Below are 12,924 nucleotides of genomic sequence, written 5' to 3'. Positions count from 1 at the left end.
GGAGTGGGCAAAGTGCAGGAGGAGAAGCAGGAATTTTTGTTTTGTGTAGAGCAGGTGAAAAGGGCCGGCGCCTTCAGCATGGACACCGACCATTTTCATGAGACCTATGAAATTTACTATCTGCTGGCAGGGGAGCGCAGCTACTACATCAACAATCTGGTCTATTCCCTGCGCAAGGGCGATCTGATCTTCATTAACCGCAATGAGCTGCACCGGACGATGGCCAAGGGCACGGTACGCCATGAGCGCATCTTGATCAACTTCCGCCGGGAATTTCTGCAGGGGATGCTTGGCGGCAATGGCCTTACGCTTCCCTTCTTCAGTGAGCAGTGCCTGCTGCTGCGGCCGGATGCGCACGAACAGGGCACCGTTGAGAACCTGCTGTTCGCGATGCTGAAGGAGCAGCAGGAGCCGCGGGGCCATCAGAGCCTCTACCTGCAGACGCTGCTGATCCAGTTCCTGATTGAAATGAACCGTATCCGCGAAAGCGCTCAGGCCGCAATCGCCCCGGCCAATGACGAGAAGCAGCGCAAGGTATATGAGATTATCGAGTATCTTCAGGCCCGCTACACTGGTGCCGTTACGCTTGAGGAGCTGTCGGAACGGTTTTACCTCAGTGTTCCGTACCTGTGCCGCCTGTTCAAGCAGACGACCGGCTTCACGATCATTGAGTATCTGAACACGATCCGTGTCCAGGAAGCCCAGCGGCGGCTGCGGGAGAGCAGTGACTCCGTTACAAGGATCGCCGAGGACACCGGCTTCGACAGCATCGCACACTTCGGCCGCGTGTTTAAGGCAATCGCCAAACGCTCGCCGCTGCAGTATAGGAAGCAGAACCGTTGAAAGGATACTGGGGCTGCTAGGGTGCTGAGGGGTTGGGTTACTGGAGTGCTAAGGGACTGGGGTGCTGCGGGGGGGGGGGGATGCCGGGGTGCCGAGGGACTGCGAAGCTGCGGGGGGGGATGCCGGGGTGTCGAGGGACTGTGAAGCTGCGGGGGCTGGGGGCTGGGGTGTCGAGGGACTGCGAAGCTGCGGGGGCTGGGGGCTGGGGTGTCGAGGGACTGCGAAGCTGCGGGGGCTGGGATGCCGGAGTGCCGAGTGCAGCTGCCGGGGCTGCGGGGCACAACGTCTGCTCAAGTTGCAGGATCGCCTCGCCAGTAGCAGCAACTAAGTGGAAAATCGCTATCTATTTTCTCTGCTAACTGCCGTGAGGGGATATTAGTTGGAAAAATGCTACTTAGATCAGACGTTTTCATCACCAACCGGGGTTTTAGCTTGAAATAAGTGACGTTTTTCCACCTAATGCTAGCAAAATTCAAAAAAATACTAAATTAAGTAGCAAAAATCCACTTAACCTCTATGGGCACCCAAAAGCCCTGTTGAGTGACCTCCAACAGGGCTCGAAAGCAAAAAAGCCGGTCTCTTCTATCTTCTATCTTCTATCTTCTATCTTCTTGGTTATTCCTTTACGCCTCCCAGCGCCACACCCGCTATGATATACCGCGATAACAGGAAGTACACCACAAACAGCGGCAGAGCCGTCAGCGCCAAGCCCATATAGATTGAGCCAAACTCCGTTTTGTAAATATCACCGCGCAGTAAGCTTACCATGACCGGCATCGTATATTTTTCCTTCTGGGTCAGGAGAATGAGCGGCATGAACAGGTTGTTCCAGTTGGCCACAAAAGCAAAGATCGCCTGGGTCGCTACCGCCGGCATCATCAGCGGCAGAATGATCCGGTTAAAGGTTTTGAATTCACCGGAACCGTCGACGCGGGCAGCTTCTACGATCTCCAGCGACAGCGTTGCGAGCAGATACTGGCGCATGAAGAACACCACCGCCGGTGCGGCAATTGCAGGCAGGATCAGCGGAAGGAAGCTGTTGGTCCAGTGGATTTTATACATAAACTGATAGAACCCGATCGCACTCGCCTGGGAAGGAATCATCATCACGCACAGGATAAAGGTAAAGAACGGCTTGCGCAGCTTCCAGTCATAGGTGACAAGCCCGTACGCTGCAAGCGACGAGAAGTACACGGTCAGGATGGTTGCGGAACTGGAGATGATAAAGGAATTCAGGAACCCCTGCACCGGATCAAAGCTCTTATCCAGCAGCACCCGCAGATTGCTCATCATATGGCTGGACGGAAGCAGGGACAGGCCGCTCTGAATTTCCGCTGTTGACCGGGTAGCGTTAACGAACATGATCCAGAACGGGAGGATGCTGAGCACCGCCAAAAAGATGCAGACCACATAAATAATCGTCTTGTTGATCTTCCGGGTAACGGCTCCGCTTGAATGATTATGGTCCATATGCTATACCTCCCTCACAGCTGCTGCTTTGGCTGATTTCCGGTAATTTTTTTCCGCTTTCTTCAATTTCTGCGCATCGCGGTCACGCATCAGATAGAACACAAGGCCAGATAAAATGGCCGCAATCACAAACATAATCATGCTTGCCGCCGCAGCACGGTTATACATATAGCTTCCCTTGAACGCCTGCCCGTAGATGAACATGGACGTGGTAAGCGTAGAGTCATCCGGTCCGCCTGCCAGGAACAGCTGCGGGATATCGAACATCGTCAGACCGCCGATCATCGAGGTAATGAGTGTAAACAGGAGAATGGTGCGCAGACTCGGAAGCGTAATCCGGAAAAAGGTCTGGAAGCCGTTCGCACCGTCAATCGCCGCAGACTCGAAGAGAGCGGGGTTAATGCCCATAACGCCTGCGACCAGAATAATCATGGTGTTGCCGTACCACATCCAGAACTGGATGAACGCCACGATACCGCGCGCGGTTGTCTTGTCCTGCAGGAAGAAGATTGGAGCATCAGACCAGCCCATCAGTTCAAACAGGCTGTTCATGGGACCCATCGGATAGGCAAACAAAGTGCTGAACAATACAGCAATCGTACCCGCTGTAATGATATTGGGCATGTACAGCAGCACTTTAAATGCTCCTTGTCCCTTTATGTTGAGGCGCTTGTTCGTGAACCATGCCGTGAGCAAAAGCGCAAGAGCAATCTGAGGGATAAAGTTGACGATCCAGAGCAGTCCGGTGTTGATCAGGGATTTCCTGAAGGAAACGTTGTCGAACAGCAAATCCTTAAAGTTTTGAAAAGGGTTATCCAGTATATGAATCGGTTTGGGTATCAGCCCCTGCATATCTGTAAAGCCGATGACTGCGGTGTAAAGAATGGGATATAACGAAAAAATCAGAAAGGCCAGGACAAACGGAAACGTGAAGATGTAGCCGAATTTTGCGTAATTCACACCTTTGCGGCGCATGATCTCACCCCTTGTTATATGAAGGGACGGAATGAGTTCCCGCCCCTTCCATTTCTACTTGTCTTCTTATTCGCTGTCGATGCCAAGCTGGTCCTTGACCTGCTGCTTGAACGTTGCGATCGCTTTATCGCGGTCTTTGTTCCCGGCAGTATATTCACGCACCTGATCGCGCCACAGCCGGTTAATCGTTTCGTCGTACTGGGTCAGGTTCTTGCCTGATGCGTTGGCGTTGGCCGGAACAAACACGTCGAACATGTTCTGCCCGCCGAGCAGCGGCACTTCGCCGTTGGATTTCGCCATTACCACAGAGGAAGCCACGCTGTCCTTGGTACCCTGCTCGCCCTCTTTCATCGTTCCGTTAGCCCAGTAATACTGCAGGCCTGTTTCGGAGGTGTCGAGGGTTACCCATTTGATAAAGTCTGCCACAGCCTGCTTCTTGGCGTCGTCCTTGGCAGCTTCCTGGCTGGCAAGCAGCCAGGTGCCGCCCCAGAAGAAGCCGGTCGGTGATTCGGTAACGGCCCAGTCGCCGTTTGTATCTTTCACCTGCCCGTTCATTACGTAGTTAATCAGCCAGGCCGGACCAAAGAATCCGAAGACAGGCTGCGCGCCGGCGCCGGACATATCCGCATACCAGGCTTCTGTCCAGTCTGTCGTATCGTTGTGGTAGCCGCTATCCTTCAGCTTCTTGGAGAGATCGAGGAACTCCTCGCGCTTCGGATCAATATGCAGCTTGCCGTCGACAATCCAGCCTTTTTCAGAGCTGTTTTCGATGGCGTGCCAGATATCCCCGTCACCGGAAACGATGCCGTAGCCTTTGGCCTTCAGCTTCGCAGCGGCTTCATAGAACTTTTCCCAGCCGGGTCCCACTTCACTTTTGATCGTCGCCGGATCATCGGTTCCAAATACATCCTTGGCAATCGAGCGCCGGTAGATAAAAGCTCCGCCTGTCGCCTGGTAGCCAAGGCCCTTCAGCTGGCCGTCCTTGCTGCCGATATCAATCGAATATTGGGCAATGCCCGCATCCTTAACCATTTGATCATCAAGCCCGAGATCCGCATAGTTAGCTGCATAGCCGGAAGCGTCACCTTGCGTATATTTGAGGACGAAGGCCGCTTCAGCTGCAAAAATATCCGGTGCATCTTTCCCTCCGGCCGCAAGGGCCTGGTCAAGCGCAGGCTGATAAGCGCCATCGGTCGTTGCAATTACCGTCGTTTTGAATTCCACATTGGCATCGGGATGGATCTCCAGGTACTTCTTAGTCATGTTCGGAATCTCATCGGTGAAGCTCCAGAGATTGATCGTTACCTTTTCGCCGCCGCCTTTGGCCGGAGCCTCGGATGCAGCAGCTGATGCTGCCGGGCTTGCTTCAGAACCGGAAGAGTTTGAGCCAGAATTGGAGTTGCCGCCGCACGCTGCAAGTGCAGTTGACATCACCAGCAGTGCAGAAATCCCTGTAAACACACGTTTCAACCTTTTCATACTTTGCCTCCCCTTTTTGTTTGAGCCTGCGGTTTATGTAACCGCATACATGATTATATAGCTGATCACACTTCCCCATAAGGAGCCTGCGATTGGGAAAACTTCCACTATTTTTAGATTCAGTTGCCTTGAGGGTACAAAAAAGACACCAGAGATCATTCCCCGGCGTCTCCTTACCCTGCTATTCGTTTTGCTACTTATCCGCTTTTAGCGCCTCATCCTGCTTCCTGATGAATTCCTCCGGTGTTACCGCTTTACCAAACAGGGCCTGGACCTGGTTAATGTGTATGCCGGAAGCGCCCGGCTTCATTTGGGTATCCAGATACAGCGTTACTTTACGGGCTTTACCCAGTTCATCCAGCAGGTCAATAAACAGCTGCGGCAGCCTGATGGACGCCGTATCCACTTTGGTTGCGGGGATGACACCCGCGTCGACAACCGAATGCTCACCCCATTTTTCAATGAAAAAGCTGACAAAACGCTTCGCCTCCGCAGTATGTGCGGAATTGCGGGATACAAATAGGCCTGTCCCCGGTCCGCCAACCCAGTCATCTACACTTCCTTTACCGCCAGCTATGGCCGGAAACTTGAAGTATCCAATGTTGTCCTTGAATTCCTGCGGGATGCCTGCAGTAGTCGTATAGTCCGGCAGCTCCCAGGTCCCTGTAGCGAACATGGCCGCTCCCCCGTTCAGAAACTGGACTTTGGCTTCATTATTGGATAATCCGTTATAGCCTTTTACGAAGGTGCCCAGGTTAACCAGCTCCTGTACCGCTCTCGCGGCTTCCAGCAGCGACGGGTCCGTGAAATCCTGATCCGCTACAGCTTGATCCAGCAGATCAGGCCCGCCGATCCGGTCAGCCAGATACATATACCAGAAGGAGGACGGCCAGCCTTCCTTGCCGCCGAGGGTAACCGGAGTAACTCCGTTATAATCCAAAATGCGGATAATCGTCTTCAGCTCATCCAGCGTCCGGGGAGTCCGCAAGCTGTATTTTGCAAATATTTCTTTGTTATAGTAGACCGGAACAATGTTCAGTTCCACCGGAAGAGCATACGTTTTCCCGTCAAAAGAATAGGCCTCCGTCGTGCCGGCTACGAATTTGCCGTTCAGCTCTGTCTGCAGAAGATCGTCCAGCGCCGCAAATTTATTGCCCTTAACATAAGGGTCCATGGACCCGGCCGCCCAGGTGAATCCGATGTCCGGCAGATCATTGGACGCGGCCAGCACAGTAAGCTTGCTTTTGTACTGCTCGGTCTCCAGCGCCTCCGTCTTAACGGTAATGTTCGGATTTTCTTTTTCAAACTCGCTGATAATATCCTTTACCATTTTGTTCTGCGCTGAATTGCTGCTGTCCGGCCATGAATGCATCATTTTAAGCGTGATTTTTTCACTGCCGCTTTCAGCACCGTTCCCGTTGTTACCACCGCAGGCTGTCACTGTCAGAAGCAGGGCCAGGAGCAGGGCACAATATAATCCGATTTTTTTCGTGGGTCTCCCTCCCCGGCGGATTTTCATCATTAACGGACTTCCGCTTTCGTCTCGTTCCTCATGGACCGGTACTGGCCCGGACTCATTCCTTCGTGCTCCTTGAACAGCTTATTGAAATACTTTACCGCCTGATAGCCTGTACGGCTGGCAATTTCCGCTATCGGCAGGTTGGTTTTGAGCAGCAGCTCCTTGGCCTTCTGCATTTTTCTGCGGGCGACATATTCGCTGAAATTCATCTGGCACTGCTCTTTGAAAAGCGCACTGAAATAGCTGCCGTTCAGATGCACATGCCCGGCGACCTCCTGCAGGCTTATCGCTTCTTCTATATGCTTATCAATGAATTGGATGGCCTGGCGGACCGGTTCACTTAATGCGGCTTCCTCGTTTCTGACAGCCAGCAGCTGGGGGTCGGCCATCTTGCGCATGAAGAGGAGATGCTCCCGCTCCTCGCCCGCCTTCAGTGCTTTCTCCACCGATTCCACCAGCTTGTCCCGGCTGACAGGCTTCAGCAGATAGTCCACCACAGATAAATGAATCGCCTGCTGGGCATATTCGAACTGGGCGTAACCGGAAATAAGAATAACGGACGGCTGGGAGCGGATTCCTCTTTCCCGCAATTGGCTGATCAGGGCAAGACCGGTGATTTCCGGCATCCGGATATCGGTTATCATCAGCTCGACCGGAATCTGCTCAAGAATCTGCAGCGCGTCCACTCCATTGCTTGCCGTGAGCACCTCAAACTGGCCGGCAGACCACACCCCCAGCATCTTCTTTAGGCCTTCCCTTGATTTCGGTTCATCATCAACGATAAGAATCGTTCGGCTCCTCATGGCATTGTGCCTCCTTGGACAGGTATTTCGATGCTGATGGTGGTGCCTTGGCCCTTCCGGCTGTCGATGCGCATAACTCCAGCCCGTTCCCCCGTTCCCGGGAAAAACAGCTGAAGCCGCTTCTGGACGTTGGCAATTCCGACCCCGGAGGCCTTGGAAGAAGTTACCCTGCCGCTGTCCAGCTCTTCCCTAAGGGAGGACAGCTTCTCCTCATCCATGCCGATGCCGTCGTCCTCTACTGTAATGACAATCCGCTCGCCCTCGCGTGCAGCCGTCAGCTTGACCCTGCCGGGCTCAATCCTGCTCTCCACGCCATGCAGGACAGCATTCTCCACCAGCGGCTGCAGCAGCAGCCGGGGCAGCTCGGCATCCTGTGCTTCGGGAGAAGCCTCGATTTCCCATTCCAGGCGGTCCTCAAACCGCACCTTCATAATGTACAGGTACTTGCCTATATGCTCCAGTTCATCCCGGAGCCTCACCCAGCCCTCTTCACTCTGGCCAGTAATGGTATAGCGGAATAAATCAGACATGGCGACAACATACCCTGCCAGCTCGTCTTCATCCTTATCCAGCAGCGACCAGTACAGCACATCCAGTGTATTGAACAAAAAGTGCGGATTGATCTGGGCCTGAAGCGCTTTCAGCTCCGTGTGGCTCCGGGACAGCTCCTTCTCATAAACCAGCTGGATCAGCTCATTGATGTTATCCACCATTTTGTTATAGGAATAATTCAGCTCCTGGATTTCCATAGTGGATGACGCCTTCTCGGTGGGTCTCAGAATGCCGAGCCGGGTGCTTCTCATCGCTTTGATCAGCTTGAACACAGGACGGGTAATGAGCGTGGACAGGAAAAAAGAAAGCACGGTAAACAGTACAGTGCCGATAATAGCCGATACTACGATTGTGGTCCGCAGGACCGAAATCCCCTGAGTGATGACGTTAACCGGTGTCAGGATAAGCAGCGTCCAGCCGGTTACTTCAGACCGCTGTTTCACAACGACAAAGGAACGGTTGCCGATCGCAGCAGTCTGATCTCCCGACCTCCCGGCAAGCAGGGCGGCAGATTCCTGAGAGATGGTATCATCATTTGAGGTAATGAGCCGCCCGTCGGAAGCCAGGAGCAGTATCGTCTCTTTCTCCCCCTCCCCGGATAAGGAGTCTTCCAGCGCAAACTTGCTGCGGTCTGAGCGGATAAGCAGATAACCGCCTGTTGTGAAATACCGGTCGATCAGACTGATCTGCCGGACCGCCAGCAGCGAGGTGGGGTCGAGCGGATCAATCCCGTACCAGACAAGGCTCCCCTCCTTTTGAGTCGCCAGCTCAATCAGATTCCCGGGCACCTTCCCTTTCAGGCTGCTGCCGTCAAGCGGATACAGCCGCGTTCCGTCCTTGTTGTACAGCTCAACAGATTTGATATCGTCCGTGTATAACTGGACCAGATTGATAATGGGCGGCAGGGCCTGCCGTTCCGCAAAGGTCGGCGGCTGCCCCTCCAAATCCCGCAGCAGCAGCTGCTGGATATACTCATTGGTGGATACCAGTGTCGTCAAAGAATTGATCTGCTCCAGAATGCCTTCCAGACGGCCGTTAGCCTGAACCGCCGTTTGCTGAATATGCTTTTCGGCGTTGTTTTTGAGCAGCGTTGAAACCGAATGAAACGTGAGATAGCCCACGAATATGAGGATCAGGAGCATAACGGCAAGAAAACCGAGCAGCATCTGATTCCTCAGCGTATTTAACTTTAATCTTGGTTGCAGCCACCGCACGCGGCCTCTTCCTCCCCTTGTCACAAAGCCATAGCATGGCAGCCTGAAATAAAGTAAGGGCTTTCAAACAACCCTGACTGCATTATATTAGCACGCCTGCGGACGACCGGGAACCCCTTATATTAGTGGGATTTATTCTGACATAACGATGTCCGTTACAGGCGGCATGGTTAGAAAAGCCCCGAATCCGGCTTCGCAGGATTAGGGGCTTTTCAATTTCATCTTCTGCTGCAGCACGGCCGGGCGTTATGAATGTCCGTTGTGCAAAATACCGCTTTCCCCCACAACGCTCAGCCACTGCCGTGCGATCAGATCATGGCCGGCCGTTGTCGGATGCACACCGTCCCACAGCCAGTAGGCATTGTTCACGCGCTGTGCGGCAGTCTCAAACATTTCCTGCAGCGGAACAAATACCGCATTGTACTGCTGCGCAAGCCCGCGCACAATCTGCTGGTACCGGGTAATCTGCTGATGCCACCGCGGCCAGTCCTCCGCCGGCGCGCCAGTGTTCAGAATAAACGGCTCGCACAGGACGAGCCTGGTTTGCGGCAGCACCTCCCGTGTCTCCTCCAGCACATGCCGGTAAGCGCGTTCATAACGGTCGGTAATCCCGCCCGGCTCAGCCTTCAGCGATCTCCAGATATCATTGACCCCGATCAGAATGCTGAGCACATCCGGTTTCAGATAGATCGCATCCTCATTCCAGCGCGCGTACAGATCTGAGATCCGGTCTCCGCTTACACCGCGGTTATGGAATACCGGCCGGTGCTCCGCCAGCTCGTTCCCAAGCCTGGCGGCGATAATATACGCATAGCCGTGTCCGTGAATATGATTCGGGTCCTCATTGCGTCCGCGGTTGCCGTCCGTTATGGAATCCCCCTGAAACAGAATGACTTTGTTGGCTCCGGAAAAAGGGATGGACATGAATTCTCACACTCCGATTAAAAGGTAATGGGCATTTTCACCATTTGCACATATTTCCGGCTGATCAGCACGGATTCTCTACCATTATAGCAACTCTGTATCCCGATACCATATAAAGATGTGATAGTATTAACTTGATTGTTTCGAAACAACTACCTACTGTGCAGAAAGGAATGGAACAATATGAAATACAGACGACTTGGCAATACCGGACTGAAGGTAAGCGAGATTGGGCTTGGCAGCTGGCTGACTTACGGGACTGCAGCCGAACAAAAGGCTGCCGATGAGTGTGTGGCCGCTGCTTTTGAATGCGGTATCAATTTCTTTGATACCGCCAACGCCTACAACCGCGGTGAAGGGGAAAAAGCAATCGGGGCAGCACTCCGCCAGTATAAACGCTCCGATTATGTGCTGAGCACCAAAGTATTCTTCCCGATGGGCGAAGGCGTGAATGACCGCGGCCTGTCGCGCAAGCACATTATGGAGCAGTGCGAAGCCAGCCTGCGCCGTCTCGGCACCGATTACATTGACGTCTATTTCTGTCACCGTTTCGATCAGGACACACCGGTGGAAGAAACGCTGCGGGCGCTGGATGATCTGACCGCCCAGGGCAAAATCCTCTACGCCGCTGTCAGCGAGTGGAGCGCAGCGCAGATCGCCACGGCCAGCGGCATCAGCCGCCGGCTGAACCTGCGTCCGCTGGCCTCCAACCAGCCGATCTACAACATGTTCGAGCGTTATATCGAACAGGAAGTGCTGGAGGCTTCCCGGGAAGCCGGCCTGGGACAGGTGGTCTTCTCCCCGCTGGCCCAGGGCATACTGACCGGCAAATACAAGCCGGGCCAGCAGGCCCCGGCAGGCACCCGCGGCGCGGATGACTCGGTCAACGGCGTCATCCGCAGCTACCTGCGCGACGATGTGCTGGGCGTGGTTGCCCAGCTTGACGAAGTCGCCGCCGGCCTCGGCGTGAAGCTGTCACAGCTCGCGCTGGCCTGGGTGCTCCGCCAGCCGGGCGTCAGCTCCGCGCTGATCGGCGCAAGCAAGCCTGCGCAGGTTCAGGAGAACGCGCAGGCCGTGGACATCGTCCTCCAGCCGGACACGCTGGAGACGATCGACCGCATTCTGAGCCAGGTGGCGGATTTCGCACCGGCGAGGTAAGGGCCGGTGGGCGTTATCCCATCAGCCGGTACTATCGGCTGATGGGATACAACAAGCAGAGCAGCGGTTCCTTCGGGGAACGCTGCTCTGCTTATTTGGCTTTGCCCCGGGCGGCGCGGCCCGGGGGCGGGCGTTCGTACTCATCGGCTTCACAGTACTATAAACCCCAATAAGTTAGTCAGAACCCGGCAACCCGCCCGTTACACCCCCGCTCTTTTCAATGTTAGAACGCCTTCCTCCCTTCGACAGTCACAATACCTCCGCAGAAATCACCCATTTCCCAGACACCGAACGATCTCATCTTGGATATTCTAATATGCTCCGGAGGAAACTTTCGGCAAATGGCCTTTACGTCAAAAATAATTGCAACATTTTCTGCAAATCAACGTTAATAACAGTACATCCCCCGTTTGAACAACAGGACGGCGGGTAAAGAATGAATATGAGCAATTTTTTGGATCACATTTTGCCAAGGGGGAAACGAAAAGATGTTAATGAACAAACCGAAAGTTTTACTGCCTGTGCTGGTCCTGCTGCTCCTTTCCCTCATTACGACGGCAAGCACAGCTGGAACAAAAGCAGAAGCGCAGAGCGGAGCTCAGACAGAGCACCTGACAGTATATATCCACGGTCTGCAGACAAACACGGATGGCAGCCTGAAGCTGATAGCCGATCCAATTGAATGGTATGAGGGCGCTGAGGCGGACCGTATTTTTGCAGAGCGCGAGCCGGAAGCTGCCGCAGAGATCGGCGGAGCACTGGACGGCTACTATATCGTTAATGACAGCGAAACGCTCAGTAATTATCCGGTAGCAGCCAATGCGGCGGTGACGATGCAAATCTTTGACCATACCGGCAACCTTGAGGATCTGGACATCAACTGGAACGAGAGCATTACGCTCAAGAAGTTTACTGAAGAATTTGCCAAGACAGATGTGTTCGACCTCAGCGGGTCACCTTATCATCTGACGATCGAGAATGGCGTCATCACTTCCATTGTCCAGCAATACACTCCATAACAAACATACAAGAGGCTACCCCGCAACAGCATCTGCTAACGGGATAGCCTCTTTTTATATGCCTGTCTTCATACGGCCTGCGGAGACAACAACCTCACCCCTTGACCGAACCAATCATAACGCCTTTGTCAAAATACTTCTGGATAAACGGATACACCAGCAATATCGGCAGTGTGGACACAATAATTACCCCATACTTCACCTGATCCGCATACTGCTGCGCATAACCGCCGGCCGAGCCGCCTGCTCCCGCGCCCTGGGAGAACACCTGGTTGGAGAGCAGAATATCACGGAGCACAATCTGCAGCGGCTGCAGATCATTGCTGCGGATATAGATCAGCCCGGTGAAAAAATCATTCCAGTGCGCCACCAGATAATACAGCCCGATTACCGACACCACCGCTTTGGAGAGCGGGAGTGCAACCTTCATGAAAAATTTGAAATGGCTGCAGCCGTCAATCGAAGCCGCTTCAAACAGTTCCTTCGGCAGTGAGCTTTCAAAGAAGGAGCGCGCGATGATCAGATTGTACACATTGACACAGAACGGAAAAATAAATACCCACATCGTGTTCGTCATGTGCAGATCCTTCATCAGCAGATAGGTGGGGATCAGCCCGCCGTTAAAGAACAGCGTAATAACAAACGTCAGCATCAGAAACCGTCTGGCCCGGAATTCCTGCCGTGACAGCACATAGGCTGCAGGCAGCGTGAACAGCAGATTGACCGCCGTACCAAGCACCGTGTACAGAATAGTGTTGCCGTAGCCGGTCCAGATCCGCGAATCCTTAAAGATTTCGTTGTAGCCGAAGAAGCTGATATTTTTCGGAAAAATCGTCACCTGGCCAGTCGACACTAGCGTCGAGTCACTGACCGAAGCGATGATAACAAAATAAAGCGGGTAAACGATACTTAAAAAGATCAGCAGGCATAGAAGATAGACGGCCCCTTCGAAGAGGGTATCGGTCAGG

General features: G+C 53.7%; 11 protein-coding genes. 3 read left to right on the top strand and 8 right to left on the bottom strand.

The annotated features are described in order from the left end of the window. The first annotated feature begins 3 nt into the window (after positions 1-3). Positions 4-843, top strand: coding sequence for a helix-turn-helix domain-containing protein (locus AC4G46_RS08560; protein WP_491127556.1), 840 nt, complete (start codon positions 4-6; stop codon positions 841-843). A 615-nt stretch (positions 844-1,458) separates the two neighbouring features. Here the strand turns inward: AC4G46_RS08560 and AC4G46_RS08555 are convergent. From AC4G46_RS08555 to AC4G46_RS08525, 7 genes are all read right to left on the bottom strand, one after another. Continuing rightward, positions 1,459-2,313 carry a carbohydrate ABC transporter permease gene (locus AC4G46_RS08555; protein ID WP_491127555.1) on the bottom strand — a complete coding sequence of 285 codons (855 nt, stop codon included), beginning with the start codon at positions 2,311-2,313 and terminating at the stop codon, positions 1,459-1,461. A 3-nt stretch (positions 2,314-2,316) separates the two neighbouring features. After that, entirely contained in the window at positions 2,317-3,288 is a 972-nt protein-coding gene (locus tag AC4G46_RS08550) for a carbohydrate ABC transporter permease (protein ID WP_491127554.1), read from the bottom strand. A gap of 66 nt (positions 3,289-3,354) precedes the next feature. Next, the gene (locus AC4G46_RS08545) at positions 3,355-4,767 is read right to left on the bottom strand and encodes an ABC transporter substrate-binding protein (protein WP_491127553.1); all 1,413 of its coding nucleotides are present in this window, start codon (positions 4,765-4,767) and stop codon (positions 3,355-3,357) included. Between the two features lie 193 nt (positions 4,768-4,960). After that, positions 4,961-6,289, bottom strand: a complete 1,329-nt coding sequence (locus tag AC4G46_RS08540) for an extracellular solute-binding protein (protein WP_491127552.1) — start codon at positions 6,287-6,289, stop codon at positions 4,961-4,963. After that, complete coding sequence (locus AC4G46_RS08535) at positions 6,289-7,089, bottom strand: response regulator transcription factor (RefSeq protein WP_491127551.1); 801 nt, start codon at positions 7,087-7,089, stop codon at positions 6,289-6,291. Before AC4G46_RS08535 ends, AC4G46_RS08540 begins: the two co-directional genes overlap by 1 nt. Next, positions 7,086-8,855: a cache domain-containing sensor histidine kinase gene (locus tag AC4G46_RS08530; protein ID WP_491127550.1), complete on the bottom strand. Its 1,770-nt coding sequence runs from the start codon at positions 8,853-8,855 to the stop codon at positions 7,086-7,088. Before AC4G46_RS08530 ends, AC4G46_RS08535 begins: the two co-directional genes overlap by 4 nt. Positions 8,856-9,101: 246 nt before the next feature. Then, positions 9,102-9,779, bottom strand: coding sequence for an SGNH/GDSL hydrolase family protein (locus AC4G46_RS08525; protein WP_491127549.1), 678 nt, complete (start codon positions 9,777-9,779; stop codon positions 9,102-9,104). A gap of 183 nt (positions 9,780-9,962) precedes the next feature. Here AC4G46_RS08525 and AC4G46_RS08520 point away from each other — a divergent pair, with 183 nt between their 5' ends. Together AC4G46_RS08520 and AC4G46_RS08515 are read left to right on the top strand one after the other, a co-directional pair. Further along, on the top strand, positions 9,963-10,937 hold the full coding sequence (locus AC4G46_RS08520) for an aldo/keto reductase family protein (protein ID WP_491127548.1): 975 nt from the start codon (positions 9,963-9,965) through the stop codon (positions 10,935-10,937). Positions 10,938-11,425: 488 nt separating this feature from the next. Further along, on the top strand, positions 11,426-11,956 hold the full coding sequence (locus AC4G46_RS08515; RefSeq protein WP_491127547.1) for a hypothetical protein: 531 nt from the start codon (positions 11,426-11,428) through the stop codon (positions 11,954-11,956). Positions 11,957-12,050: 94 nt separating this feature from the next. Here the strand turns inward: AC4G46_RS08515 and AC4G46_RS08510 are convergent, their stop codons facing one another. Continuing rightward, on the bottom strand, positions 12,051-12,923 hold the full coding sequence (locus AC4G46_RS08510) for a carbohydrate ABC transporter permease (RefSeq protein WP_491128825.1): 873 nt from the start codon (positions 12,921-12,923) through the stop codon (positions 12,051-12,053). Position 12,924: the final 1 nt, after the last annotated feature.

The organism is Paenibacillus sp. fava2, from assembly GCF_058313675.1.
This window is presented reverse-complemented; position numbering and strand designations above follow the sequence as displayed.

Coding starts and splice junctions, on each gene's coding strand:
- AC4G46_RS08555 (WP_491127555.1), bottom strand. CDS start 2,313: ATGGACCATAATCATTCAAGCGGAGCCGTTACCCGGAAGATCAACAAG.
- AC4G46_RS08550 (WP_491127554.1), bottom strand. CDS start 3,288: ATGCGCCGCAAAGGTGTGAATTACGCAAAATTCGGCTACATCTTCACG.
- AC4G46_RS08545 (WP_491127553.1), bottom strand. CDS start 4,767: ATGAAAAGGTTGAAACGTGTGTTTACAGGGATTTCTGCACTGCTGGTG.
- AC4G46_RS08540 (WP_491127552.1), bottom strand. CDS start 6,289: ATGATGAAAATCCGCCGGGGAGGGAGACCCACGAAAAAAATCGGATTA.
- AC4G46_RS08535 (WP_491127551.1), bottom strand. CDS start 7,089: ATGAGGAGCCGAACGATTCTTATCGTTGATGATGAACCGAAATCAAGG.
- AC4G46_RS08525 (WP_491127549.1), bottom strand. CDS start 9,779: ATGTCCATCCCTTTTTCCGGAGCCAACAAAGTCATTCTGTTTCAGGGG.
- AC4G46_RS08520 (WP_491127548.1), top strand. CDS start 9,963: ATGAAATACAGACGACTTGGCAATACCGGACTGAAGGTAAGCGAGATT.
- AC4G46_RS08515 (WP_491127547.1), top strand. CDS start 11,426: ATGTTAATGAACAAACCGAAAGTTTTACTGCCTGTGCTGGTCCTGCTG.